The 26668-nt window shown below is 63.0% G+C and carries 25 protein-coding genes; 8 read left to right on the top strand and 17 right to left on the bottom strand.

The features are described from left to right. Positions 1-59 precede the first annotated feature (59 nt). Positions 60-1016 carry a zinc-binding dehydrogenase gene (locus P9250_RS06340; RefSeq protein WP_310391814.1) on the top strand — a complete coding sequence of 319 codons (957 nt, stop codon included), beginning with the start codon at positions 60-62 and terminating at the stop codon, positions 1014-1016. 25 nt (positions 1017-1041) lie between these two features. Here P9250_RS06340 and P9250_RS06335 read toward each other — a convergent pair whose 3' ends face one another. Continuing rightward, positions 1042-2007 (bottom strand): helix-turn-helix domain-containing protein, encoded by a 966-nt coding sequence (locus tag P9250_RS06335; RefSeq protein ID WP_310391812.1) that lies wholly within the window; start codon positions 2005-2007, stop codon positions 1042-1044. Between the two features lie 109 nt (positions 2008-2116). Here P9250_RS06335 and P9250_RS06330 point away from each other — a divergent pair, with 109 nt between their 5' ends. Beyond that, complete coding sequence (locus tag P9250_RS06330; RefSeq protein ID WP_250469237.1) at positions 2117-2410, top strand: hypothetical protein; 294 nt, start codon at positions 2117-2119, stop codon at positions 2408-2410. Positions 2411-2480: 70 nt separating this feature from the next. Here the strand turns inward: P9250_RS06330 and P9250_RS06325 are convergent, their stop codons facing one another. From P9250_RS06325 to P9250_RS06285, 9 genes are all read right to left on the bottom strand, one after another. Beyond that, on the bottom strand, positions 2481-3503 hold the full coding sequence (locus tag P9250_RS06325) for an ABC transporter substrate-binding protein (RefSeq protein ID WP_244830904.1): 1023 nt from the start codon (positions 3501-3503) through the stop codon (positions 2481-2483). A gap of 26 nt (positions 3504-3529) precedes the next feature. Beyond that, a complete protein-coding gene (locus tag P9250_RS06320) occupies positions 3530-4438 on the bottom strand; it encodes an SMP-30/gluconolactonase/LRE family protein (RefSeq protein ID WP_310391809.1) in 909 nt (302 codons plus the stop codon). A 26-nt stretch (positions 4439-4464) separates the two neighbouring features. Continuing rightward, on the bottom strand, positions 4465-5436 hold the full coding sequence (locus tag P9250_RS06315) for an ABC transporter permease (RefSeq protein WP_250469234.1): 972 nt from the start codon (positions 5434-5436) through the stop codon (positions 4465-4467). Further along, positions 5433-6395: an ABC transporter permease gene (locus P9250_RS06310; RefSeq protein ID WP_250469233.1), complete on the bottom strand. Its 963-nt coding sequence runs from the start codon at positions 6393-6395 to the stop codon at positions 5433-5435. The genes P9250_RS06315 and P9250_RS06310 overlap by 4 nt, the downstream gene beginning before the upstream one ends. After that, a complete protein-coding gene (locus tag P9250_RS06305; protein WP_310391807.1) occupies positions 6392-7888 on the bottom strand; it encodes a sugar ABC transporter ATP-binding protein in 1497 nt (498 codons plus the stop codon). The genes P9250_RS06310 and P9250_RS06305 overlap by 4 nt, the downstream gene beginning before the upstream one ends. Before the next feature lie 61 nt (positions 7889-7949). Then, positions 7950-8978: an ABC transporter substrate-binding protein gene (locus P9250_RS06300; RefSeq protein ID WP_244830909.1), complete on the bottom strand. Its 1029-nt coding sequence runs from the start codon at positions 8976-8978 to the stop codon at positions 7950-7952. Between the two features lie 416 nt (positions 8979-9394). After that, positions 9395-10162: an amino acid ABC transporter permease gene (locus tag P9250_RS06295; RefSeq protein ID WP_250469230.1), complete on the bottom strand. Its 768-nt coding sequence runs from the start codon at positions 10160-10162 to the stop codon at positions 9395-9397. Further along, positions 10149-10895, bottom strand: coding sequence for an ABC transporter permease subunit (locus P9250_RS06290; protein WP_310392740.1), 747 nt, complete (start codon positions 10893-10895; stop codon positions 10149-10151). Before P9250_RS06290 ends, P9250_RS06295 begins: the two co-directional genes overlap by 14 nt. Continuing rightward, positions 10892-11752: a transporter substrate-binding domain-containing protein gene (locus P9250_RS06285; RefSeq protein WP_309846906.1), complete on the bottom strand. Its 861-nt coding sequence runs from the start codon at positions 11750-11752 to the stop codon at positions 10892-10894. Before P9250_RS06285 ends, P9250_RS06290 begins: the two co-directional genes overlap by 4 nt. Before the next feature lie 234 nt (positions 11753-11986). Here P9250_RS06285 and P9250_RS06280 point away from each other — a divergent pair, with 234 nt between their 5' ends. The 4 genes from P9250_RS06280 to P9250_RS06265 are packed head-to-tail and all read left to right on the top strand — an operon-like array spanning position 11987 to position 16265. Then, positions 11987-12832 carry an amino acid ABC transporter ATP-binding protein gene (locus P9250_RS06280; RefSeq protein WP_284509448.1) on the top strand — a complete coding sequence of 282 codons (846 nt, stop codon included), beginning with the start codon at positions 11987-11989 and terminating at the stop codon, positions 12830-12832. Positions 12833-12855: 23 nt separating this feature from the next. Then, a complete protein-coding gene (locus tag P9250_RS06275) occupies positions 12856-13437 on the top strand; it encodes a cysteine dioxygenase (RefSeq protein ID WP_409014859.1) in 582 nt (193 codons plus the stop codon). Further along, positions 13437-14627, top strand: a complete 1191-nt coding sequence (metC, locus tag P9250_RS06270) for a cystathionine beta-lyase (protein ID WP_250469229.1) — start codon at positions 13437-13439, stop codon at positions 14625-14627. The genes P9250_RS06275 and metC overlap by 1 nt, the downstream gene beginning before the upstream one ends. 6 nt (positions 14628-14633) lie before the next feature. Next, complete coding sequence (locus tag P9250_RS06265; RefSeq protein WP_310391803.1) at positions 14634-16265, top strand: rhodanese-like domain-containing protein; 1632 nt, start codon at positions 14634-14636, stop codon at positions 16263-16265. A gap of 38 nt (positions 16266-16303) precedes the next feature. Here the strand turns inward: P9250_RS06265 and P9250_RS06260 are convergent, their stop codons facing one another. Next, the gene (locus tag P9250_RS06260) at positions 16304-17749 is read right to left on the bottom strand and encodes an NAD(P)/FAD-dependent oxidoreductase (RefSeq protein WP_310391800.1); all 1446 of its coding nucleotides are present in this window, start codon (positions 17747-17749) and stop codon (positions 16304-16306) included. Positions 17750-17943: 194 nt separating this feature from the next. On the opposite strand from P9250_RS06260, the gene P9250_RS06255 reads away from it, so the two are divergent. After that, a complete protein-coding gene (locus P9250_RS06255; protein WP_310391798.1) occupies positions 17944-19551 on the top strand; it encodes a rhodanese-like domain-containing protein in 1608 nt (535 codons plus the stop codon). Between the two features lie 217 nt (positions 19552-19768). Here the strand turns inward: P9250_RS06255 and P9250_RS06250 are convergent, their stop codons facing one another. From P9250_RS06250 to P9250_RS06225, 6 genes are all read right to left on the bottom strand, one after another. Next, positions 19769-20566: an ATP-binding cassette domain-containing protein gene (locus P9250_RS06250; protein ID WP_310391796.1), complete on the bottom strand. Its 798-nt coding sequence runs from the start codon at positions 20564-20566 to the stop codon at positions 19769-19771. Beyond that, a complete protein-coding gene (gene ssuC / locus P9250_RS06245; RefSeq protein ID WP_310391794.1) occupies positions 20563-21366 on the bottom strand; it encodes an aliphatic sulfonate ABC transporter permease SsuC in 804 nt (267 codons plus the stop codon). Before ssuC ends, P9250_RS06250 begins: the two co-directional genes overlap by 4 nt. Positions 21367-21374: 8 nt before the next feature. Beyond that, positions 21375-22523 (bottom strand): FMNH2-dependent alkanesulfonate monooxygenase, encoded by a 1149-nt coding sequence (ssuD, locus tag P9250_RS06240; RefSeq protein WP_244830918.1) that lies wholly within the window; start codon positions 22521-22523, stop codon positions 21375-21377. A gap of 161 nt (positions 22524-22684) precedes the next feature. Beyond that, positions 22685-23653, bottom strand: coding sequence for a sulfonate ABC transporter substrate-binding protein (locus tag P9250_RS06235; protein WP_250469222.1), 969 nt, complete (start codon positions 23651-23653; stop codon positions 22685-22687). Positions 23654-23859: 206 nt separating this feature from the next. Next, the gene (locus P9250_RS06230; protein WP_310391791.1) at positions 23860-25197 is read right to left on the bottom strand and encodes an LLM class flavin-dependent oxidoreductase; all 1338 of its coding nucleotides are present in this window, start codon (positions 25195-25197) and stop codon (positions 23860-23862) included. Positions 25198-25313: 116 nt separating this feature from the next. After that, positions 25314-25574 (bottom strand): hypothetical protein, encoded by a 261-nt coding sequence (locus tag P9250_RS06225; protein WP_244830921.1) that lies wholly within the window; start codon positions 25572-25574, stop codon positions 25314-25316. Positions 25575-25801: 227 nt separating this feature from the next. Between P9250_RS06225 and P9250_RS06220 the strand changes: the two genes are divergently transcribed. Beyond that, positions 25802-26629, top strand: a complete 828-nt coding sequence (locus P9250_RS06220) for a MetQ/NlpA family lipoprotein (protein ID WP_250469220.1) — start codon at positions 25802-25804, stop codon at positions 26627-26629. The last annotated feature ends 39 nt before the right edge of the window (positions 26630-26668 follow it).

Below are 26668 nucleotides of genomic sequence, written 5' to 3'. Positions count from 1 at the left end.
ATACCGGAGATTGGCCGCGCTCGCATGGCTAGACTGGATGCATTCGTCATGGAGGCACTATGAAAGCCGCAATTGTCAACGCAGCAGGACAACAACCGTTCTACGGCGACTTCGCCGAACCCGTCGCAACGCCGGAACACCACATCGTTCAGGTCAGTGCCGCCGCGCTCAGTCAGCTCGCCCGCGCCAAGGCGTCGGGACAGCATTACTCGTCGGGCAAGGTGTATCCGTTCGTCGCGGGCGTGGACGGCGTCGGGCGTCTGGATGACTGCACGCGCGTCTACTTTTTCAATCCGTCTGCGCCCTTCGGCGCGATGGCGGAACGCACGCTCGTGCCGCAATTACGTAGCGCGCCGCTGCCCAATGCAATCGACGATGTGACCGCCGCTGCCATCGCCATTCCCGGCATGTCGTCGTGGGCCGCGCTTACCGAGCGTGCACGCTTCGTCGCGGGCGAGACCGTGTGGATCAACGGTGCGACGGGCACGTCCGGACAACTCGCGGTGCAGATAGCGAAGCATCTCGGTGCGGGCAAGATCATCGCGACAGGGCGCAACGCGGCGGTGCTCGACGCGCTGCGCGAAGCCGGCGCCGATGTCACGATCGCCCTTGATGAAAACGAGGATGCGATGTCGCGTGCTTTCGAAGCGCAGTTCGCGGAAGGCGTCGATATCGTGCTCGACTATCTCTGGGGTCCTGGTGCGCGTGCCTTGTTGATCGCCGCCGCGAAAGCGTTGGACGATGGCCGTGTCTTGCGCTTCGTGCAGATCGGCTCGATTGGCGGCGCCGAGATCGGCTTGCCGGGCGCCGTGTTGCGCTCCACTGCAATCACGTTGATGGGCAGCGGGATCGGCAGCGTTGCACTGCCGCGCTTGCTCGAATGCGTGAAGGCGGTACTGAACGCGGCTGCATCGGGAGCATTACGTGTCGATGCAAAAGCGGTGCCGCTCTCGCAGTTGAGCGAGCACTGGGACGGCAACGACAGCAAACAGCGCACGGTGTTCGTCATGCGTTGAAGTTTAAAGTCCCGGCGCACCGCTCTCAGCGCAAGTCCGCGCGAAGGTCTCGCACACCGCGTCCCAGGCGTTGACGCAAGAGCGTGCGCAGGGTTGCGCCATCGACATAACCGACTTCGGCCGCGATAGCTTCGAGGTCGAGACCGCTGCCATGCAAAAGCGCCTGCGCGCGTTCCACCCGCAGATCCTGAAAGTACGCGAGCGGAGACTTGCCGAGCACGTCCTGACACCGGCGTTGCAGCGAACGCGTGCTCGTCGCGAGCGCGCTGGCGGCCTCCTGAAGCGAGAAGCCTGACTTGAGGTGCTCTCGCGACCATCGCTCGAAACGCAGAATGAGCGGATCGGCTTGCGCCAGATGATTGGGGATCATGTAAGGCGCTTGGGAGGAGCGAAGGTCCGCAAGCAGATAACGCGACACCAGATTCGAGAGTTCCGGGCTTGCCTTGCGGATCAGCCACAACGCCAGATCGAGATGTCCCAGTGCCGCGCCGGCCGTCACGCCCACATCGGTCGGCACGAGCATGCGCGATTCGTCGAGCAGCACATGCGGATAGCGCTGCCGGAAAAACGGACCGAGCCACCAGGTCGTCGTCGCTTCGCGATGATCGAGCAGCCCGGTTTCCGCCAGCAGAAACGTGCCGATGCACGACGCTGCGATAAGCGCGCCCTCGTCGTGCCATTGCAGCAGTTGCGCTTTGGCCTTTCTCACATCCGGCCGTTCGAGCGCGGGAACGAGCAACTCGGGCGTGCCGGTGCTCAATGCCGGCACGATCACCCAATCGGGCTTCAGGTCGGCTGCAACCGGCCGAACCGGAATGCCGAATCCCTGCGCCGAGCGGACCTTCTTGCGCACGCCGACCAGCGAAACATCGAACCGAGGCGCACCGCCCGTGGCCTGAGCGGAGAACTTGTTGGCGAGCGTGAACGCATCGAGTAGGACCGTGAGCCCGGTATCGAACAGGCCTTCCAAAGCGACGATTGAAATTCGCATGGCGTAAATGCCCTCAAAGTTGGCATTTGCGACGATACCGGTTTTTGCGCCCTAAGACTACAGTGAGCTCCGTTGTACATCGCAACGCAGTCAAGGAAGGAGTTCACCCATGAAGGTATTCGCAGTTGGATCGATCACCAATCCGCCCACACCGGAGCAGCAGCAAAGGATCATGCCGAAGGAGGTTCCGCATACCCTGCAACTTTATCTCGATGGCAAGATCGAGCAATTCTGGTTCCGTCAGGACCGTCCGGGCGTGATGTTTCTGATGGACGTCGAATCGGTCGACGCGGCCCGAGCGGAAGTCGGCGCGCTGCCGCTGACCGAAGGCGGTTTCATGACTTTCGACCTGATTCCCGTGGGTCCGCTCGCGCCGCTTGGGCGGTTGATTCAGAAGGGCTGATCAGGCGCGTCATGAAAGTCGAAGGGCGGCCATTCATCGGCCGCCCTTTGACACGCTACTTCGCAAACATCTACTTCTTTCCGTCGATCACCGCGACAACCTCATCCCGCGTGTATTCCTTGTTAGCCAGCGCGCCCGTTGGCGTCTTGGCCAACACCGCGTCCAGTTCTTCAGGCTTCACTTCGAGCACCGGCATGCGGATATCGTGCGGAATCTTCTTCCCGGCCAGCACCTGCTGCGTGACCCAGAACGCAAACGACGAAGCCCCCGGCGGAATGGTCACCGACATGGTCTCGTAGCCGGTCTTCTTCTGCTCCGCCCACCACGCCAGTTCTTCCTGCCGGTTGCCGAGGATGATGATAGGCGTCGGCCGGCCCGCCGCCTTGATGGCCTGCGCCGTACCGAAGCCATCGCCGCCTTGCGTGACCACGCCATCGATCTGCGGCAGGGTCGGCAAGATACCCGCAACCTGCTTCTGCGCCACGGTTTGCGTCCAGTCGCCATGCACCGAACCGACGATCTTCAGGCCCGGGTACTTCTTGAGCTGATCGACGATACCCTGATGAATCTCGTCATCCACGGAAACGCCCGCGAGCCCGCGAATTTCCAGCAAGTTGCCCTTGCCGTTCAGACGCTTCGCCAGATAATCCACCTGCATGCGCCCCATGCCCTGAAAATCCACGGCAATGCGATACGCGCACGGTTCGGTCGCGATGCCGTCGAACGACACGACCGTCACGCCCGCGCCGCACGCCTGCTTGATGACGCCATTGAGCGCGGAGGGTGAGACGGCATCGACGGCAATGGCCTTGAAGCCCTGCAAAATGAGATTCTGAATCTGCTGGACCTGTTCGGTCGCCTGACTCTCGGCGGTCGTAAAGGTGGGTGCGGCCGCGACGACCTTTTGCTTTACAGCCGGGTCCGCCACGTTCGCCCAGCTCTTCAACATCTGCTGACGCCAGCTATTGCCCGCGTAGTTGTTCGAAAGCGCGATCTTGAGCGATGAAGTATCGCCCGTCGCGACTTGCGCCGATGCGCTTGCCGACAACGCCACGAAGCAGGCGCCGGCAAGAAACGACAATACTGTTTTCACGTTGCTGTCTCCTTGTGGATGTGTCTTTATCGTCCGACGCCGCGCACGCTCACGGCCACGGAATAGAGTGAAGAAGTCGCCGCGATGAACAAGCGATCGCGATTCAACCCGCCGAAGGTCAAGTTCGCCACCACTTCGGGAATGAGTATCTTGCCGAGCAACGTGCCGTCCGGCGCATAACAGTGCACGCCGTCTTCCGCGCTCGTCCAGACATTGCCATGTTCGTCCAGACGCAAGCCATCCGGCACGCCGCTTGGCATGTCCACGAACACGCGGCTATTGCGCAGCGCGCCGTCCTTCGCGACGTCGAACACGCGGATATGACGCGGTGCGGTGTCGTCGTGCGATGCCGCCGAATCGGCGATATACAGCAATGACTCGTCCGGCGAGAACGCAAGACCGTTCGGCTTGACGAAGTCATCGCAAACCAGGCGCACGTGCGTGTCGTCGGGGGAGACGCAATACACGTTGCATCGGCCGATCTCGCTTGGCGCACGATGCCCTTCGTAATCGCTCATGATCCCGTAATCGGGGTCCGTGAACCAGATCGCGCCGTGTGAATCGACCACCACGTCGTTCGGCGAATTGAGCCGCTTGCCTTCGTATTCCGATGCAATCACGACGATGCTGCCATCGTGCTCCGTGCGTGTCACGCGGCGCGCGCCATGCTCGCAACTCACGAGCCGCCCTTCGCGGTCGCGCGTATTGCCGTTGCTGTAATTCGACGGCGCGCGAAACACGCCCACGCCCATGCCTGGCGCCCAGCGCAACATGCGGTTGTTGGGAATGTCGCTCCAAATGAGCGTGTCCGCCGCCGGAAAATACACCGGACCCTCGGCCCACAGACAATCGCCCGTGATCTTCTGCAGTGGCGCATTGCCCTGCATCAGCCACTTGAAACGCGCGTCGTGAATCTCGAACTCTCCTGACTTCATGTGTCTCCTCCTTTTTTGAATCCGTTTCAGCGCACCACCTTGCCGCCCGCGGCCACCGTCACCGCGATGATGAGCACGCCATACACGATGGAGCGCACGCCCGCATCCGCACCTACCGCGTTGAGCACGGCATTCGTGAGAAAGAGGAACATGGATGCGCCCCACACGCCCGTGATGGTCGGCTTGCCGCCTGTCACGAGCGTGCCGCCGATCACGACCACCGCAATCGATATGAGCATGTATTCCACGCCCATGTCGAGCGATGCGCCGCCCGATACCGAAGCGAGCAGCAAGGCCGTGAGCGCGGCGATCATCGAAGAAAGCACGTACGCGATGCAGCGCGTGCGATGCACGTTCACGCCCGCAAGCCATGCCGCGCGCGAGTTCTGACCGATAGCGGAAAGCTGGCGCCCATACACCGCGCGATGCAAGAGCACGCCCAGCACGAGGGATAGAACCAGCGCCACGAGCGCGATATACGGCACGTTGAGGAAGCGTCCCGTCGCAAAGGCTCCGAGCGCGGGAGGCGGCGGCGGCAGTTGCCGTCCTTGCGTGATGGCGACCGACTGAATGATGAAGCTCGACGACAGCGTGGCGATGATCGGCGGAATGCGCAGCAAGCGAATCAATGCGTAATTCACGAGGCCGATCACGATCCCAACGCCCAGCACCGCCGCAATGCCGAGTGCAATGCCGCCGTTCGTGCCGCCCATCACGTGCATGCCGACGACGCCCGCAAGCGCTATCGTCGATGGCACCGACAAGTCGATATTGCCCACGCCCGACGTGATGACGAGCATCTGCCCGAGCCCGACGAGCACCATGAAGACGCCGTAAGTGAGCGCGGTCTGCGCGACATTGCTCGCAATGCCGAAGCCGAAGATCACGACGATGGCGAACCACACCAGCACCGCGCCGACGAACGACCAGGCCCAGGGCGCCTGAATGCTCTTGAGGCGCGTCCAGGTGCTTCCATTCTTGTCCGCGAGTGTGTTCATCGGCGCTCTCCACGTTGCAGCAGCACGCGCAACGAAAGCACGACGATGAGAATCGCGCCTTGCATGCCGACCTGCCAGTCCGACGAAATGTTGAGGAACGCGAGGAACGATGCCGCGAGCGTCAGCGTGATCGCACCCAGCACCGCGCCGATCACCGACACGCGTCCACCGACGAATTCGCCGCCGCCGAGGATCACGGCCGCGATGGAAAGCAGCGTGTAACGCAGTGCAAGGTTGGCATCGGCGGAAGTGGTGAGACCGAGCAGCGACAGACCCGACAGCACGCCGAACACGCCCGCTATGCCATACAGTGTCGCCTTGCTGCGCACGAGCGACCAGCCGAAGCGGCGCATTGCGCGCGGATTGCCGCCCGCACCACGAATGCGCACGCCCGCCGACGAGCGCATGAGCAGCAAGTGACCGATGATCGCGATCAGCACCGACCACACGATAGGCGCGGCGATGAAGGGCGTCTGATAATTCATTGCGTTGCCGAGCCACGTGGGACTCGTCCCGCCAGGCGACGGCAAGAGCACGATTGCAAGGCCGCTCCACACGAACGAAAGCCCGAGCGTGACGACGATAGACGGTATCTGCCGCAACTCGATGAGCGCGCCGACAGCCGCATATGCAAGCACGCAACCGACGAGCGTCAACGCGCCGAGCCACGGCGTCTTCACGAGCAGCGTCGCGCCGATGCACGCGACGAGACTCACGAATGGTCCGATGGAAAGGTCGAGGTCGTTCACGGTGATGATCGCAAGCTGCGCAAGCGTGGCGAGCACGATCGGCACGGCGAGATTCAGCAGCAGGCTGGAACCGAAGTAACTCATCACCGTGGGCTGCATGACGAGAATCGGCACCAACACGGCGACGAGCGAGATGGCGGGAAGCAAGGCGCGCAAACGTGCTTGCGTATTCGATGCGTTGGCGCGGGTGTTACTACTGGCGGGCGTCATGCTGCTTGCTCCTCGAAACTCGCCGCGAGCAGCGCTTCTTCCGTGCATTCGTCCGCATGCAGCACACGCGTGACGTGACTCGAACGGAACACGTAAGTGCGGTCGCAGTGCGACAGTTCCTCGTTTTCGGTCGTGTACCAGATGAACGTGCGGCCTTTCGCGGCTTCCGCATGCACGAGCTGATAGATGTCGCGTTTCGTGCCGACATCGACGCCGCGTGTGGGATCGTCCATCAGGATGAGTTCTGCATTCGATGCAAGCGCGCGGGCAAACAGCACCTTCTGCTGATTGCCGCCCGAGAGCGACAGAATGCCCGCGTTCATCGACGCACCGCGTATGCCGATCTTCGCGCGCCATGCTTCGACCACTTCACGGGCCGCCGCGAGATCGACCAGACCACGCGCGCGTTTCATGCCGCCCGCAAGCCAGCGCAAGTCCAGATTCTGCGCAATCGACCACACCGGGAACACGCCGTCGCGAGCGCGATCGCCCGCCACGAAAGCGACTTTCGCATTATTCGTCGCGGCTTCGTAGATGGCGAGCAACGCTTCGGTCTGCCCTTGTCCCGCAAGTCCCGCAAAGCCGACGACTTCGCCACGCGCGGCATCGACGGATGTCTCGCGTTTGGCACCCAGCGTCCAGCGAAAATGCCGCTCGTCATTGCGCGCGTTCTGCTCGCGCACCGCGCCCGGCGTCTTGTCGGCTTCGAGATGCTGCCCCATTGCCTGGATGATCGATTCGCGCTTCGCATCGTCACGGCCCAGCACGCTGACGATACCGCCATCGCGCATGACCATCACGCGGTCCGCCACGCGCTCTATTTCGCCCAACATATGCGTAATGAGCAGACACGTAATGCCGCTTTGCGCCGCCTTGCGGACGAACGCAAGCAACTGGTCGGCGGTGTGAGCATCGAGCGAAGACGTCGGTTCGTCGAGAATCACGAGACGCACGGGCGCATCCGTCACCGTGAAGCCGCGCGCGATTTCCACCATCTGTTGCTGCGTGAGGGTGAGATCGGAAACGAGCTCATTGCCCTTCAATCCATTGCCGGGAAAAATCTCTTCGAGCTTCTCGCGCATCAACGCCGTGGCGCGACGCCGCCAGCCGCGTCCATGCAATTGCGGATGCACGACGCACATGTTCTCGGCAACCGTCAGGTTCGCGCATAGCGACAGTTCCTGGAACACGCAGCGAACGCCTGCATCGCGTGCGGAGTTGGCGTCGTAGCCTTCGGCATGCTTGCCGTCCACTTCGATAGTGCCCTGCGTCGGTTCGTACACGCCCGCGAGCACGGCCATCAGTGTGGACTTGCCTGCGCCGTTATGCCCGGCGATACCCACGCACTCGCCTTGCAGGAAGGTGAAATCGACATCGGCCAGCGCGCGCACGCGGCCGAACGTCTTGCCGATGCCTTCGAAGCGAATCAGCGCGGCGCGCTTACCGGCATGACCGGTGCCGCCGCTGTTACCGGTATCAAAAGTTGCACTCATTCACGTGCTCCATGTGTGGAGAAAGCGGCGCGGCCCTTTGAGGCATGCGCCGCCATGGAGATCACTTCTTGTCGAGCAGCGCGACGGTTTGCGGCAACGTGTAGGTGACATCGCTGATGCCGCCCGGCGGCGTCGCCGCGAGCTTCGCGGGCAATTCCTGTTGCGAGATTTCAAGGAGCGGCACGTTGATGGTCACTTCCTTCGGGATCTTCTTGCCTGCCAGCACTTGCTGCGCGACCCAGAAAGCAAAGCTCACCGCGCCCGGCGGATTCGACAGCGAACGCGACTGATAGCCGGTTTTCGTCTGCTCATTCCACCAGTTGAGTTCGGGATACGTGCTGCCGATAATCATCGGCGGCGTCGGGCGATTGGCTGCCTTGAACGCCTGCGCGATACCGAAGGACATTTCGCCTTCGGTCGCGACGCCATCCACTTGCGGCAGCGTCGGCAAGATACCCGCCACGGCCTTTTGCGCGACCGATTGCGTCCAGTCGCCATACACGGAGCCGACGAGCTTCATGCCCGGATGCTTCTTCATGCCTTCGAGCACGCCTTCATGCATGAGGTTGTCGACCGAGATGCCGGCCACGCCACGCACTTCGAGGATATTGCCCTTGCCGTTGAGACGCTGCGCCAGAAAATCGACGCCCTGTTCCGCCCAGCCCTTGAAATCGAAGTTGACGCGATACGCGCAGGGTTCATCGACGATGCCGTCGAACGACACCACGACCACGCCGGCCGCGCATGCCTTCTTGATGGTGCCGTTGAGCGCGGTGGGCGAGACGGCATCGATCACGATGGCGTTATAGCCTTGCAGGATGAGGTTCTGCACCTGTTGCGCCTGCTCCGTGACCTGATTCTCCGCCGTAGTGAACGCGGGCGCGGCGGCGACCTTCTTGTCCTTGACCGCCTGCTCCGACACGGCGTTCCAGCTCTTCAGCATCGACTGCCGCCAGGCGTTGCCGCCGAAGCTGTTGGACAACGCGATCTTCTTCTGCGAGGTATCGCCGGTTGCGACTTGCGCGTGCGCACCGGTTGCGATGAGGCATGAGGCCAGCGCGAGCGCGGCCGTCTTTCCATTGCGGAACATCCTTGTGTCTCCTTTCATGTCGCCTGCTATCGTTGATTGAATTAGCGTTTTGTCAGGCCGAATGCGTATGGACGATCAGGGCGCGTTCGGCCCTCCCTCTGTGTCGAGGGATAAAGAATGGCACGACTGTTCGAGAAAATTGCGGGCGTTGCGCGGGGCGAGGCCGAGGGTTTGAGACGACATCATGATCACACGCCTTTCGTAAGCGCACGGGCGCGAATGCCGGTGCGATGCTTGCCAGGAGTTGCCATTACCTTTGTCTGTCGCGGTCAGGCCAATTGCAGTGGTCAGGCCACTATACCGCCGAGGCAGTATAACGACTGCCTTTGGCTCGCGCAATTCGATTAACGGAACGGGTAAGGAGATGTCTCCGCGAGCGCGGAGCGCGGGCAACGCCGCGCCTGACGAAGATAGGCCTAGCGCGAACGCAAGCGCCGCTCGACCGCGCGGGTCGCAAGCGTCACCGGATAGCAATAAACGAAGAACAACGCGAGCGCGCTCATGTACATGAGCACGGTGAAGCTCGAATGCGCGACCGTCGTGCTGGCGATCTGCGCGGTATCGAGCACGTCGTGAATGCCGACGAGCGATGACAGCGCCGTGCCCATCGTGATGATCGCGTAGACGTTCATCCACGGCGGCAGCATGCGGCGCATGCATTGCGGCAGCACGATCAGCAAGAGAATCTGCCGGCGTGACATGGCGAGCGAACCGGCGGCATCCCATTGCGTGGAGGGAATGGACTGCACCGCGCCGCGAAATACCTCGGCGATATTCGCGCTCGCCGGCAGCGCGAGCGCCGCAACCACCTTGAGCCAGTCGGGAAACGGCACGATATGTCCGCCGAGATCGAACTCGAACGGAAACACATAGGTCGTGAAAAAAATCAGCACGAGCCACGGCGCATTGCGAAACGCCTGCACCCAAAGCCGCGCCGCCCGGCCGACGATACCGCGAGCCAGCGAGAGCGAACCGACGAACACACCCAGCACCGTGCCGAATGTCAACGCGCCGATGCTCACCGCGACATTGATTGCGAAGCCATGCAGCAACGCGGGCAGCCATCGAACGAAATCGGCAAGCAGTTGCGCGCCGGGAATATCGCGCGGCGCCATGAGCCATAGCACGAGCGCGGCCACGGCGATAGTCGCGCCCGCATAGGCGCCGGGTCTATCGCTGACCATAACCGGGCACCGCAAGCCGCCGCTCTATCCAGCGGCCCGACACGTTGACGAGCGCCGTGAGCGCGTAGAAGAACGCGAGTATCAGCAGCATCAACGCGAGTACGTTGTCACGCTGCGTCCAGATCATGATCGATTGATACGTGATGTCTCCTACCGCGATAGCCGATGCAATCGCCGACGCCTTGACCAGTTCCACCGCATTGTTGACGAGCGCGGGCAGCGCCGCGCGTAACGCCAGCGGCAACTCCACGCGCAAGAAGCGCGTCTTGCGCGAGAAGCCGAGCGAGTCCGCGCCTTCGAGCGTTTCGCGCGGCAAGGCATCGAAACCGGCGCGCAGCGCTTCGGCATGAAACGCGCCCTTGTTGATCGAAAGCACGATCACGACCCACAGAAAAGGTTTGAGCGGATTGTCCGCGCCATGCGCCTGCAGATGCTGCGTGATGAGCGTATTGAGCACGAGAAACGCGCAGTACAGTTGCACGATGGTCGGCGTATTGCGCGTGAGTTCGATCACGCCGCGCGCAATGCCTTCGAGCAACGCGCTGCTCGAACGCAACGCCACGAGCAAGACCACGCCGACGATTGCGCTGCCGAGCAGCGTCGCCGCAACGATGCCGATCGATAAGCCGATGCCGCCCACGAACGACGCGCGATCGTAGCTATCGAGCAGAAAGCGGTAGTCGAGTCCCGCGTGCTGCGCGCGTGCAACCAACTCGTGCGCGAACGATGTCATTTCGACGACACCTGCGTCGTGTGCCATTGCGCGAGCGCGGGCGATGGCGGGGTGAGACCGTTCTTCGCTTCGACATCGATCAGCCAGCCTGTGCGATGCCAGTCGCGCACGAAGCTATCGATACGTGCGGCCGTGTCCTTTTCGCCCTGCCGCACCCAGATCACCGAAGGCGCGGGCGCGAGTTCGGGCTGCAAGGTTCGATACGCGCGCCACTCGGGATCGCGCTGTTGCAGCGGATAGAGCAGCGGCGCGGCATCGTGAACCGCGGCCACGCAGTTGCCGCCCTTCAGTGCGAGCAAGGACTCGGCCGCGCCGGGAAACGCGCGCGGAATCGCGCCATACTTTTCGACCACGGGTTTGATGTAGCTGCTGCCCTGCGAGATGCAAACCGGTTTGCCGCGCAGATCTTCCCACCGCATGATGCCGCTCGTATTCGCCGTGATCGCCGTGCCGCCCACTTGATAGTAAGGCGTCGCGACATGATCGAGAATCTCGCCGCGCTGCTCGGTGAATTCCATATTGGCGACGAGTATGTCCACCTTGCCCTGCTGCAAGAACTGCACGCGCGTGGAAGGCTGCACTGAAACGAGTTGCGCGTTCACGTTCAGACGCTTCGCAATGTCCTGCGCCAGATCGACATTGAAGCCGCGCAGCTTTTGCGTGGCTGGATCGATGGAACCGAATGGACCGCCTGTGATCATCACGCCCACGACGATCTCATGACGCGAGTCGATGCGATCGAGCGTGGCATCCGCGTGCGCCGTTCCTGCGCTGACGCCTGCGAGAGTCAGCGCGGCGAGGGTCGCGCGCTTGAGCGTGAAAAGAAGAGAAGATTGAAGCGATACGGCAGAAGACATCGGAGCCTCGGCTTGCATGTTCGAATTGCGGGACACGCTAGCGTAGGCACAGCGCCGCGCGCTGCAAACGAATCTGATCTGCTAAGGAAAGCACGCGCCGAGAAAAGCGCCGTTACGCCGCATATAAGGTTGTGAAGATTGCTTCGTTCGGAAAGCATCGCGCCATTCCTACAATGGGCCTCTCACCCAAGAGGTAGCGCCGGAGCGCCGAATGATTCCCCTTCCTAGCCACGCATGATGTCTCTCGTCTACGGGCGCGCCGTCGCCAGACTCGATATGGAGCCGCCAGCGGGCCTCGTCACGATGCGCGACGTCCATCTGTCGTATGGGACTACGCCCGTGCTGCGCGGTATCGATCTGAGCGTGAAGCGCAATCAGGCCGTATCGATCATCGGGCCTTCGGGCTCGGGCAAGTCGACGATACTGCGTTGCATCAACGGCCTCATCACGCCCGAGCGTGGCGAAGTGCGCGTAAACGGTGTGGATGTCGCGGCCTTGACGCGCGACGAGCAGAAAATCGAATTGCGCAAGCGCATTGGCTTCGTGTTTCAGCAATACAACCTCTTTCCGCATCTCACCGCGCTCGAGAACCTCACCATCGCGCCCGTCCGCGTACTCGGCACGAGCCGCGCCGAAGCCGAACACACGGCGCGCGCATTGCTTGCCAAGGTGCGTCTCGCCGATAAAGCCCACGCGTATCCCGGCGAACTCTCGGGCGGACAGCAGCAACGCGTGGCCATTGCACGCGCGCTTGCCATGCGGCCCGAACTCATTCTCTTCGACGAAGTGACCTCCGCGCTCGATCCGCAAACGGTCGGCGAAGTGCTGAACGTAATCGGCGAACTCGTGGACGAAGGCCTTACGTGTGTGCTCGTCACGCACGAGATGCGCTTTGCCGAGGACATCAGCGACCGCGTGGTCTTCACCGAAGGCGGCGTGATCGTCGAGGAAGGCACACCCGCACAACTTTTTCATGCGCCGCGCGACGAACGCACGCAGCGCTTTCTCGACAGCGCGGGCACACGCGTGCGGCGCACGCGTTCGCGCTCATCCCTCACGCTAGCATCGAATCAATCGTGACGACACCCTCCATCGCCCCTCACATCACGCAGCGCGTCGATACGCTCGTCACTCAAACGCATGCCATTCTCGAACGCGATGGGCTCACGCGTAACGCGCTCGCCAACATCGCGGCCGCATTGCAGACACTTGCAGACCAGCCCGAGCTTTTCACCCGCGAAGCCTTTCCTCCGCCCGATCCGGCCAGTGGCGACACGTCGACGCGCTACCGTCTCAATCCGGGCAGCGATGGCATCGCGCTCTATTTGAACTCGCTGTTGCCCGGCAAGGCGACGATCCCGCATAACCACGACACGTGGGCCGTGATCGTCGCGGTGGAAGGCAGCGAGTTGAACCGCGTGTATCGCCGCACGGACGACCGCAACGACGAGGACCGCGCGAGCGTCGAGGTGGACCGCGAAGTGCTGGTCGAACCGGGCACGCCCATCGCTTTCCTGCCCGACGATATCCACAGCATCCACGTGACCGGCGAGCAGCCTACGCTGCACTTCCATCTCTACGGCAGGCCGCTCGAAACGCTCACGGGACGTCTCGGTTTCGAAAACGGCAAGATCGTTCGATACAACCAGACGCATCTGCACCATCAGACCCAGGCGGTCGGCTGATGACGGACGAGCGTACCGCGCTCGCCACGCGGCTCATGCACGCGGGTCTCGCTGGCTTCGAGAATGGCGCGGCGCCGGTGAACATGCCTGTGGTACGCACGAGCACCGTGCGCTTTGCCAGCAGCGCCGACTACGAGCGGTTGCACAAACAACGCCACGATGGCGAGGATGTCGCGACTTACGGCCGTCATGGCACGGCGACGCATCGAGCGCTCGAAGCGGTGATCGGCGAACTCGAAGGCGCGGCGCACGCGTTGCTCGCGCCATCGGGTGCATCCGCGATTACGCTGGTGTTCCTGGCGTTGTTGTCGCCGGGCGATCACGTCTTAATTCAGGACAGTGTGTATGGCCCGGTGCGCGAGCGCATCGAGCCTCTGCTTGCGCGGTTCGGCATCGCAGCCACTTACTTTGCCGCGCAAGACGGGCCGCCGCGCCATGCGTTGCGCGCGACGACGCGGCTCGTCTATGTCGAGTCGCCGAGTTCGTTTCTCTATGAGGTCGTCGATCTTCCCGCGTTCGGTGCGTTCGCCCGCGAGCACGGCCTCTTGCTCGCCGCGGACAACACGTATAGCGCCGGCGTTCTGCATCGACCGCTCGAACACGGCGCGCATATCTCCATTCAGGCGACGACGAAGTACATAGGCGGACACTCGGACATCATGCAGGGTGCGGTTGCAACGAACGACCGCGCGCTTGCACTGCGTCTGCGCGATACCCACGATGCTCTCGGCCTGGCTGTCGGCGCGGACGATGCCTATCTGGCGCTGCGTGGCGCGCGCACGCTCGGCGTGCGGCTTGCGCAACATGCGCGGCATGCGCTGGCCATCGCCGAATATTTGCAGACGGAGAGCGCGGTCGCGCGTGTCTATCATCCCGCGTTGCCGGACGATCCGTCACACGCGCTTTGGCGTCGTGATTTTCAAGGCGCGAACGGTCTCGTGTCGTTCGCATTCGCACGCGGCAAGACGCCCGATGCAGCCCGCGCCTTCGTCGATGCCCTGCGTCTTTTTTCTCAAGGCGCGTCGTGGGGCGGCTTCGAAAGCCTTGCGCTCATCGCCCCTGCATCGCGGCTTCGCGTGCATGGCTATTTCACTGAAGATGCACCGGTCGTGCGGCTGCACGCGGGTCTCGAAGACCCCGCCGATCTGATCGACGATCTTCGCCGCGCCTTCCGGCTCACCTGTACCTGATCTCCCATGCCTTCATCATTTGACGACGTGCGCTTTATCGACGCCGAAACGCTACGCCAGTGGCTCAACGACGGCCGCGAACTCGCGCTGCTCGATGTGCGCGAAGCGGGCCAGTTCGGCGAAGGCCATCCATTCTTCGCCGTACCGTTTCCCTTCAGCCGGCTCGAACTCGATGCGCCGCGCCTCCTGCCGCGCGCCGATGTGCGCATCGCGCTATGCGACGATGGCGCCAACGAAGACGCCGTGGCGCGTCGCGCGGCAGCCCGTCTGCAAGGGCTCGGCTACGGCGATATCGCGATCCTGCAAGGCGGCACGGCCGCATGGCGGCAAGCGGGCTATACGCTCTTTCGCGGCGTGAACGTGCCGTCGAAGACCTTCGGCGAACTCGTCGAACACGAATACGGCACGCCGCATGTCGGCGCCGCGCAACTGCAACGCTGGCGCGCCGAACGCGGCGGCTGTCCGATCTCGCTCATCGACTCACGCACGCGCGACGAACATCGCAAGATGGCGATTCCGGGCGCGGTGTGCGTGCCGAACGGCGAACTGGCGGCGCATATCGACGCCTTCGCGGGCTCGCCCGATACGACCATCGTCGTGCATTGCGCGGGGCGCACGCGCAGCATCATCGGCGCGCAGACCTTGCGCAATCTCGGCATCCGTCGCGATGTCTTCGCGCTGGAAAACGGTACGCAAGGATGGGCGCTCGCCGGTCTTGCGCTGGAACACGGCAGCACGCGCAGTTACGCGGACATCATCCCGAGCGCGGCAAGCGCGCACGACGAAGCCAAGGCACGCGAGCGTGCGCAAGCGCTTGCGCGACGCTTCGGCGTGATTGCGCTCGATGAGGCGAACGCGAACCAGTGGCGTCGCGATACCGCACGCACGACCTATCTGCTCGACGTCCGCACGCCGGAGGAATACGCGCGCGATGGTCTGCCCTTCGCCGCCCATGCGCCGGGCGGTCAGCTCGTGCAGGCGACGGATCAGAGCGTGGCGGTGCGTCATGCGCGTCTCTTGTTGATCGACTACGACGGCATCCGCGCGCCGGTCATCGCTCACTGGCTCGTGCAATTGGGCTACGAAGCGGTGACCGTCGACGTGGCCATCGTGTCGAAGTGGAATACGCATGCGCCCGCTGCCGCTGCGCTGGATCGAACCGATCTCCTCGAAGAAGCGCCATCCGCGAACGCAATCGTGCTCGACCTGCGGTCGAGCGCGGCGCATGAGAACGGCCGGCCGGTTGGCGCGCGCTGGACCGTTCGCCCGCGCGTCTTCGATACGTTGACCGCCTTGCATGCGCGTCTCGACACGCCGCTGGTTTTGTTTGCCGATGCAGCGTCGGAAGCATCGGCGCGTCTCGTCGCAGCCGATCTGCGCGAAGCAGGTTTCGCCAATATCGAACTCGCGGCGTTTGGGCTCGATGCGTGGGAGCAACGTGGCTTGCCCGTGGATCGCGATGCCGTGAAGTTGCCGCAAGAGACGCGCATCGACTATCTCTTCTTCGTGCATGACCGTCATGATGGCAACCTCGATTCCGCGCGCGCGTATCTCGCATGGGAGACGGGGCTGATTGCGCAATGCGAGCCGGACGAGCTCGCCGCGTTCAAGGTCGGCCGGGCGGCGGAACTCGTCTGACGCCGCTTCGCCTTACATGACGAAGCGGGTCGCGCGCGTCAGCTCGCCGGCTGTGCATCCGTTTTCTCATGGAGCCGATGCGCGTAGCGCGAGGCGTCGAAATCGGCGGGAACGTCGCCATGCATGCGCGCTTCGTGCACATCGAGGTCTTCGAGGAACAAATCTTCGCTGATGCGCCGGATCACGGCCGGTATGTCGCGCTTCATGCTCGGCACGTCGCCGACGGGCACGCCACGGCTCACGAATGCCGCCGGATTGAACACATGAATGTTCTTCAGAAACGGCGCGCTGCCCGGCGTTTTCTCGAGATATTCCAGTGCATCTCCAAGATACGGATGCGCGCCGAGGGCGTCGTCGCGTTCGTCGGCGGCAGCGTCGTATCGATCGCGCCAGAGCAGAACGTGATCGGCTATCCGCGCAAGCTCGGGCCGTGCATGCAGGTCCACCGCGTAACCCGTGCCGGCGATGACGAAATCGAACGAGAACGTTTCGTCGCCGACTTGCGCCTTCACTTGCTTGCCCGCGGCTTCGGCATGCTGCCAGGGCGCGCCGAGATACAAATGAAAATTGTCGAAGCGCGCGACGCGATCGATCGCATCGGCGGGCGCGGTCGAACCGGCGCGTCTGAAGCGCAGGGCGAGCTTCCAGCGCGTGGCATCGGGCAGAGCGGGGAAGTTGTCGTAGGCGCCGGGATATGCCTTTGCGCGGCTCACAGGCACCGAAGGCAGCGACGCACGCCGCACGAACAGATGCACGGTGGCCGCGCCGGATTCGAGCGCGGTCGCGGCGGCATCGAAGGCCGAAGCCGCCGAGCCGATCACCGCCACCGACTTGCCGCGCAACGCGTTGAAATCGATCGCGTCGGTGGTGTGAGCGACGTGCGTGGCGGGCAGACCGGCGAGCGGCGGCACGATATTCGGCCGGCCGTTGCCCGCGACGCCATTGCCTAAAATTACCTTGCGCGCGGTTTCTACGCGCGTCTGAGTGCCTTCGTCGGTCCGCACTGAAAGATGCAGCCGGAAATGCGTGCCCAACGGTTCGATCAGTGTCAGGGTCGTGCCGTATCGAATGGGAATGGCGAGAAAGTGCCGGTACCACGCGAGGTATTCGGCCCATTGCTCGCGTCCGATGCGCTCGATATCCGCATACGACGCTTCGCCATGCCGCGCCTCGTGCCACGCCTGAAAGCTCAAACCCGGCAAACCGGCCTCGGGTCCGGCGAGATTTTTCGGCGTGCGCAGGCGATTCATCCGCGCATAGGTTTGCCAGACGCCCGCGCGCGTATCGTCGGGCGCGGCATCGATCACGCTCACCCGGCCGATGCCCGCGCGCCGCAGCCCGAACGCGAATGCCGCGCCCGTCTGGCCGCCGCCGACGATCACGACGTTATGGTCGATGCCCTCGCGGCTCGCGACCCAGTCGTCCGGATCGGGACCAATGAGGCGCAGCGTTTCGCGTGCTTGCTGATCGAAGGCTTGGGTCATGGAACGGGGCATCCTGGGATTGTCGGGATACCGAGTATCGAGCCTCGGATTGGCGGTGCAAACGAAGGAATCGTGCTTTTCTAATGAGCACGCCGCGAACCGCGCCCATATCCTTATGCCAATCCGCTATTTCGTTTGCGCCTCGCGCGGTGATAGCCTCGAACGCCTGGAAAACCGAAGGAAGACCGCACGACATGAAGACCTATCCCGTTCGCACCTTCGAGGACGTGCGCGAGCGCTTGCTTGCCCGCCAGGAGATCGCGCTGCTCGACGTGCGTGAAGAAGATCCGCATGCGCAGAGCCATCCGCTTTTCGCAGCCAATTTTTCGTTGACGCGTCTCGAACTCGACGTGCATGCGCGTCTGCCGCGCCGCGATGTGCCGATCGTTCTCTTCGACGCCGGCGAAGGTCTCGCCGTGCGCGCCGCCGACAAGCTTGACGCGCTCGGCTACACAAACATCGCGCTGCTCGCAGGTGGTCTCGATGGCTGGATTCGCGCGGGCGGCGAAGTCTTTCGCGATGTCAACGTGCCGAGCAAGGCCTTCGGCGAGTTCGTCGAAGCGAAGCGTCACACGCCTTCGCTTTCCGCTGAAACGCTCGACGCGCTACAGAAGAACGGCGACGATCTCGTCGTGCTCGACGCACGCCGCTTCGACGAATATCAGACCATGAACATTCCGGGCAGCGTGAGCGTGCCCGGCGCGGAACTCGTGCTGCGCGCACGCGCGCTCGCGCCCGATCCGGCTACGCGTATCGTCGTGAATTGCGCGGGGCGCACGCGCAGCATCATAGGCGCGCAATCGCTCGTGAATGCAGGGCTGCCGAACAAGGTGGCGGCGCTGCGCAATGGGACCATCGGCTGGACGCTCGCGGGGCAGACGCTGGAACACGGCAGCAAGCGCCGTTTCGAGGATGACACGGGACGCGCGCCTCGCGATCTGCAAGCGTCACGGCAGGCCGCGTTTGCCCTTGCGCAACGTGCAGGCGTTCGACGCTCCTCGCTCGATGAAGCCGCGCGCTGGGCGCGCGATACGTCGCGCACGACGTATCGTTTCGATGTACGCACGCCAACCGAATACGAAGCCGCGCACGCGCCCGGTTTTCAGAGCGCGCCGGGCGGTCAGCTCGTGCAGGAAACGGAGATGTTCGCGCCGGTGCGCGGCGCGCGCGTCGTGCTCTTCGACGACGACGGCGTGCGCGCCAACATGACCGCCTCATGGCTCGCGCAGATGAACGTCGAAGCGTATGTCGTCGATGAAGCCGACCCCGATGCGTTGACCGAGAGCGGCCCGTGGCGTCCCGAACGGCCCGCGCCCGCTCCCGTGCCGACCATCGCGCCGAAGGAATTGTCGGCTTTACTCGACGATCCCGCGAGCGGCGTCGTGTTGCTCGACGTTGCACCGAGCGCAAACTACGTGAAGGCGCATATCGTCGGCGCGCACTGGATTCTGCGTTCGCGCATCACGCCCGCTCACGACGATCTGCGCGACCTTCCCGATGCGAAGCGCTACGTCGTCACATGCGGCACGAGCGCGCTTGCGCCCTACGCCGCAGCTGAAATCGCGGCGCTCACGAACAAACCCGTGCATGTGCTCGAAGGCGGCAACGCCGCGTGGGTGCGCGCCGGTTTGCAGACCGAAGGCGGGGAAGCACGGCTTGCGTCACCACGCATCGACCGGTATCGCCGTCCGTATGAAGGCGTGGGCAATGCGCGCGAAGCCATGCAGGCTTATCTCGACTGGGAATACGGCCTCGTTGCGCAACTGGAGCGCGATGGCACGCATGGGTTCTTCGTGGTGTGATGCCGGGAGAAAGGCGCGTGGTCGGTTCTCATGACGACGCGCCTTTGCGCAATGGCCGCGAGCGGCATTTAAATCAATGGTCGGGGTTCCAGGCTGCGTTGGGTTTTGAATCGGGGGCATGCTCGTGTTCGCTCGATGAACCCAAGCCGAGGTTGGCATGACATCGTCTCGTACGTTCTAATGCGGAAATACGCGAAAAACGTCCAAACCCCAGCCCTCACGACCGCCGCAGAACCCGCGACAAAACCGCCTCCTCCAACTCCGCAAACCCCTCCGCCGCACGCGAGCGCGGACGCGGCAGCGCCACTTTCGTATCCAGCGTGATACGCCCTTCCTCGATCAGCACCACGCGGTCGCCAAGCGACACCGCTTCCTGCACGTCGTGTGTGACAAGCAGTGCGGTGAATCGATGCTCCCGCCACAGCCGTTCGATCAACCCGTGCATTTCGATGCGCGTCAACGCATCGAGCGCACCGAGCGGTTCGTCGAGCAGCAGCAAGTCCGGCCGATGCACCAGCGCCCGCGCCAGCGCCACGCGTTGCCGCTGACCGCCCGACAACTGCGAAGGCCAGTCGCGTTCGCGCTCGGAAAGGCCCACTTCGGCAAGCGTCGCGCGGGCTTCGTCACGCGCCGAACGCGGCAGGCCGAGCATCACGTTGTCGAGCACGCTCTTCCACGGCAAAAGACGCGCGTCCTGAAACATGATGCGAACCTGCAACTCGGCATCCGGCGTAGCGGCCCGGCGTTGCAGCACGCCAGCCGTGGTCGCTTCGAGGCCGGCGATCAGCCGCAGCAGCGTGGACTTGCCGCAGCCGCTGCGTCCGACGATCGACACGAAACTGCCGCGCTCGATCGAAAAATCGAGCTTCGACAACACCGTGCGCTCGCCGAAACGCTTCTCCACGCCTTGCAGCGATACCGCGAGATCGCCCTCTGCCGCACGCGCGACCGAGCCTGGACGAGGCGCATGACGCGCGATAACGGCTCGTTCGAGAGTGGGATTCACCGTGCTCATGTGCGCGCCTTGGTCTGATAAGCCGGATGCCAGCGTAGCGTGACGCGCTCGATGGCCCTTGCCGCCATGTCGGCGAGCTTGCCGAGCAGCGCGTAGAGCAGAATGCCGACGAGCACCACGTCGGTCTGCAAAAATTCGCGGGCGTTCATCGTCATATAGCCGATGCCCGATTGCGCCGAAATGGTCTCGGCGACGATCAGCATTACCCACATCAGCCCGAATGCGAAGCGCACGCCGACGAGTATGGAAGGCAACGCGCCCGGCAAGATCACATGCCGATACAACGTCATGCCCGACAGCCCGTAGCTGCGCGCCATCTCGATGAGATCGCGATCCACCGAACGAATGCCGTGATACGTGTTCACGTAGATGGGAAAGAACACGCCGAGCGCAACCAGCACGAGTTTCGCTTCCTCGCCAATGCCGAACCACAGGATCAGCAACGGAATCATCGCGAGTGCAGGGATGTTGCGGATCATCTGCACAGTCGAATCGAGCGCAACTTCCGCAGGCTTGAAAAGCCCCGTGGCCAGGCCGAGCACGAAGCCGGTGGCGCCGCCCATCGCAAAGCCCGCGAGTGCACGCCACGCACTGACCTTCACGTTGGCCGACATGTCGCCGGACAAGATGAGCGCCCACGCCGCCTTGACCACGGCGAGCGGTTCGGGCAGCACGCGCGAAGAGAGACCGCCCGTGCGCGCCGCCGCTTCCCATGCGACGAGAATCAGCAGCGGCACGATCCAGGGCAGCGCCTTTGCACCGATGCCGCTCAAAGCCGTTCGAGCAGATTGATTAGCCATGACGATACTCAGCTTTGCGCGACCTTCGGCAGTTCGGACGTGCCGATCACTTCGCCGAACGGCCCCGAGAGCGGCCCGTTCGCCGCTTCCTTTTGCTGGCGCGGCAAGAGCGGGAACACGAGTTCGGCGAACCGATACGACTCTTCCAGATGCGGATAGCCCGAGAGAATGAAGGTATCGATACCGAGTTCCGCGTACTGCTTCATTAGACCGGCGACCTGTTCCGGATTGCCGACGAGCGCCGTGCCCGCGCCGCCGCGCACGAGGCCGACGCCCGCCCACAAATGCGGATACACCTCGAGCTTATCGCGATTGCCGCCATGCAACGCGGCCATGCGGCGCTGTCCTTCCGAATCCATTTTCGCGAACGATGCTTGCGCGCGCTGAATGGTTTCATCGTCGAGCTTGCTGATGAGGCGGTCCGCGTCGGCCCAGGCTTCCTTTTCGGTTTCACGCACGATCACATGAAGGCGAATGCCGAACTTGATGCTGCGGCCTTCGGCGGCAGCGCGCTTGCGGATGTCCGCAAGCTTCTTCTCGACTTCGGCGGGCGGCTCGCCCCACGTGAGATAAGTGTCGATATGCTTGGCTGCGATCTCGTGCGCAGCCGGCGACGACCCGCCGAACCATAGCGGCGGATGCGCCTTCTGCACCGGCGGATACAGCACCTTGCCGCCTTGCGAACGCAGATGCTTGCCGTCGAAATCGATACTGCCGCTGTCGTGAGACTTTTCGAGCAGACCGCGCCAGATGCTCAGGAACTCGTCGGTGATCTCGTAGCGCGTGTCGTGGCTTTCGAAGACGCCATCGCCCGCGAGTTCGGTCGGGTCGCCGCCCGTCACCACGTTGATGAGCAAGCGCCCGTTGGAAAGCCGGTCGAACGTCGATGCCATGCGCGCCGAGAGCCCCGGCGTACTCAAGCCCGGCCGGATCGCGACGAGAAACTTGAGGCGCTTGGTGGCGGGAATCAGGCTCGAAGCCACGACCCAGGCGTCCTCGCAAGAACGGCCCGTCGGCAAGAGTACGCCTTCGTAACCAAGCGTGTCGGCCGCGACCGCGATCTGGCGGAAGTAGTCGTAATTAGCGGCACGCGCGCCTTGCGACGTGCCGAGATAACGACTGTCGCCATGAGTTGGAATGAACCAGAAAACATTCATCAGGAGGTCTGCCTTTCGAATTCGTTGTGTCGTGAAGACGGGCATGCGGCTACGAGAAACAGCCCGGCGCTCGGGTCAGTCTAGCGACGCGGCGACGCTTGCCCAACCATCGATTCACGCTAAGAATGTGCGCGAAACTGCTAACCCGAATCTACTGAGAATTACGCGACGTCCCAGCGCGCTTCGGTGACGTCGAGCTTCTTCGGAATGAGCTTGAGGTTGCTGAAAACGTCGGCGATCTGCTGCTGATATTCGAGCGTTGCAGGCGCGACGCTCTGCACGCCGTAAGCCGTCCGTTTCAGCGCGACTTCGAGAATGCCCGCATCGAGACCGACGAGGGGCGCGAGTTGCGTGGCGACGGCAGGGATGTTGTCGCGCGCCCAGCGATCGACCAGATCCAGTTCTTCGAGCACGGCACGCACGAGTTGCGGTTGCGCGGTCGCGAACTTGCGCGTGGCGAGGTAGTACTGGATGTTGCGCACGAGGTTCGTGCCATCGGTGATTTGACGTGCGTTCGCCTGCTTCTCGGCGGCGGCGAGATACGGGTCCCAGATCGCCCATGCATCGACGCTGCCTTGCACGAAGGCGGCGCGCGCATCGGCGGGGGCGAGATAGATGGGCTGGATATCCGTGTAGGCCAAACCCGCTTTCTTGAGCGCTTCCACGAGCAGATAGTGAACGTTGGAGCCTTTGTTCAGCACGACTTTCTTGCCGCGCAGCTCGGCCACCGTTCGAATGGGCGAATCCTTCGGCACGACGATGGCTTCGGCGCGCGGCGCGGATGGCTCGTTGCCGACATAGACGAAATCGACGCCCGCGGCTTGCGCGAAGATCGGCGGCGTTTCACCGACGGTGCCGATATCCACCGCGCCCGCGTTGAGCCCTTCGAGCAATTGCGGACCAGCGGGAAATTCGAGCCATTGCACGGTGACGCCTTGCGCCGCAAGCCGCTTGTCGAGCGTGCCGCGTGCCTTCAACACCACGAAGTTGCCGTACTTCTGATAGCCGATGCGCAAGGTCTTGCCTGCATCGGCGGCAAAGAGGCGGCTCGACGCGAAGGCGCCTGCGCTGACGGCGGCCAGTTGCGCGAGCGCACGCCGGCGCGACAGCGAGAGAGAACGATCGGACATGCGGAGTTCCTTGGGATAGGGTCGTAAAGCCGAGGCAGACAGGCGCCAGAACGTCTTCAGAAAAGACGTCTATAGCCATCAATCCCTACTATGCGAGACGCGCGCCAAAAGCGGAACCAAGCAAATGTCATTTGCAAATGAATACGCCGTGACGCGGCTAAGCGCACGGCGCATATAAGGCGGTGGATGCGTGTGTGCGAATAAGCTTATGCGTTATTCGCGGGGAAAAAGCGATTGCCGGGTCTTGGCAAACCGAAGTGCTCGCGCAACGTGTTGCCTTCATACGCGCGCCGGAAAATGCCACGCCGCTGCAATTCCGGCACGACCTTGTCGACGAAATCGTCGAGACCCGCGGGCAGATACGGGAACATCACATTGAAGCCGTCGCTGCCTTCCTCGGCGAGCCACTGCTCCATTTCACCGGCGATATCGGTTGCCGTGCCGATCATCTGCAAGCCCGAAAAGCCGCCCGCGCGTTGCGCCAGTTGCCGGATGGTCAGCCCTTCCGTGCGCGCCATTTCGACCACGCGTTCGCGCGCGCTCTTGCTCGCATTGGTCTCGGGAATCTCGGGCAACGGACCATCGGGATCGAACGAGGAGACATCGTGGCCGAGCGCGATGGAAAGCGAAGCGATACCGCTTTCGTAATGCACGAAGGTATCGAGCAATGCGCGCTTCTCGCGTGCTTCCTCGCGCGAGTCGCCCACCACGACGAACGCGCCGGGAAGAATCTTCAGGTGCTCGCGCGGGCGGCCGAGTGCATCGAGCCGGCTCTTTACATCCGCAAAAAAGCGCTTGCCCGCGGCCAGATTCGGTTGCGATGTGAAGACCGCGTCGGCGGTTTCGGCCGCAAGCTGCTTGCCCGCTTCCGATGATCCGGCCTGCACGACGATCGGCCAACCCTGCACCGGCCGCGCGATATTCAACGGGCCGCGCACCGATAGATATTCGCCCTTGTGACCGAGCACGTGAAGTTTGGCGGGATCGAAGAAGAGGCCGCTCTCGGTGTCGCGCACGAACGCGTCGTCGGCCCAGCTGTCCCACAGGCCCGTGACGACATCGTAGAACTCGCGCGCGCGGCGATAGCGCTCGTCGTGCTCCATGTGATCCTCGCGGCCGAAGTTCAATGCGGCATCCGGGTTCGACGTGGTCACGAGGTTCCATCCGGCGCGTCCGTCGCTCAAGTGATCGAGCGAGGCAAAGCGCCGCGCGATGTGATACGGCTCGTCGAATGTCGTCGATGCCGTCGCGACCAGCCCGATCTTCTCCGTCACCGAAGCCAGCGCGGAAAGCAGCGTGAACGGCTCGAAGGATGTCGCGGTGTGGCTGCGTTTGAGCGCGTCCACGGGCATGTTGAGCACGGCGAGGTGATCGGCCATGAAGAATGCGTCGAAACAGGCGCTCTCAAGCTTTTGCACGAACTGCTTGAGGTGGCGGAAGTTGAAGTTCGCATCCGCATACGCGCCGGGAAAACGCCACGCGCCGGTATGCAGGCTCACCGGCCGCATGAATGCGCCGAGATGCAGTTGTCGGGAAAGGGTCATGTGAACATCGGTTCGAGTCCAGGTCAGCGCTTACGTTACTTCAGGCATGCAAACGTTGCTTGGATCGACGATAAACCGACGCGCCGGAATCGTGGCGCGTCGATGCGGATGCGGATTCAGTGCGGCGGAAGATCGGCGGGCGACTGAAATAGATCGACCGTATAGCCCATGTTGAAGTAGCCCGCGCGCGCATAGAGCGCGATGTGTTCGAGCCGGTCGGCGCGCGTGCTTTCGTCGTCGGGCAGCTCGATTACGCTCGTGGCATTGCAGCCGCATGCGGCGCGCGCACGTTCCAGCGACCGCAATTGCCAGCGCTCACGCATGCGTCCGGCGGGCGCGTAGATGGCTTGGAGATAGTGCGACAGGAACTGCGGCATGGCTCATCCCCTTCAAATGGTGAATGAATCAAATCTAGGCCGCCCGCAACGCTTTCACAAACAAGGTTTTCTGCAAAGCAATACACCGCCTGCATGCCTTATATAGCGCTCAAACCGCCCGTGACGGCAAACGAAAAGGCGCTATATCGATAGCGCTCGATATTATTTGTCGCGAGGCGCTGCCGCCTCTAGCATCACGTCTCTCCCAACTTATCAGCTTTTGCCCCATGAAAATAAAGTCGCCGATAAAAACCGCGCTGTTTTCCCTGCTGCTTGCATGCGGCGTGATGAGCGCCGCACCGTTGTTCGCGGCGAATCAGACGGTGCGCGTGGGCATCATGTCGGGCGAGGACGAGGATGTCTGGCGCACGGTAGCGGCCAACGCAGCCAAACAGGGCCTGACGGTGAAGGTCACCACTTTCGCGGATTACACCCAGCCGAACGAAGCGCTCGCGCAACACGATCTCGACGCCAACTCGTTCCAGCACAAGCCTTATCTCGATGCGCAGATTCAGGCGCGCCACTACGACATCGTGCCGGTCGGCTTCACTTACGTGCAGCCTATCGGGCTTTATTCGCGCAAGGTGAAGTCGGTCGCCGCGCTGCCGCAGAACGCAACCATAGCCGTGCCGAATGATCCGAGCAATGAAGGCCGTGCGCTCTTGCTGCTGCAGGCGAACGGCGTCATCAAGCTGCGCGACAACGTCGGGTTGCTGCCGACGGCGCGTGACATTGCCGACAATCCGAAGCATGTCCAGATCAAGGAACTCGATGCGGGCATCGTTGGCCGCGCGATCGGCGACGTGGACGCTGCCGTGGTGAACACTGACTGGGCCATCAAAGCGGGCATCCAGATTCCGCAGGAACGCATTGCGCAGGAGAAAGTGCCGGGCAATCCGTATCGCAACTTTCTGGCGGTGAACGCGAAAGATGCACAGGCGCCGTGGGTCAAGACGCTGCAGACGAGTTATCAGCAGGCCAACGTCGCCGCGACGATCCTGAAGGTGTATCACGGTGCGACCTTGCCGGCATGGGACGGCGCGCCGCAGAAGTAACGCGCGTGTGATGTAAGCGACGACGCCCGGCATGACCGG

Origin of the sequence: Caballeronia sp. LP006 (genome assembly GCF_031450995.1) — a bacterium.
GTDB lineage: Bacteria > Pseudomonadota > Gammaproteobacteria > Burkholderiales > Burkholderiaceae > Caballeronia.
The sequence above is the reverse complement of the archived record's forward strand: the minus strand, read 5'-3'. Positions and strand labels throughout refer to the sequence as shown.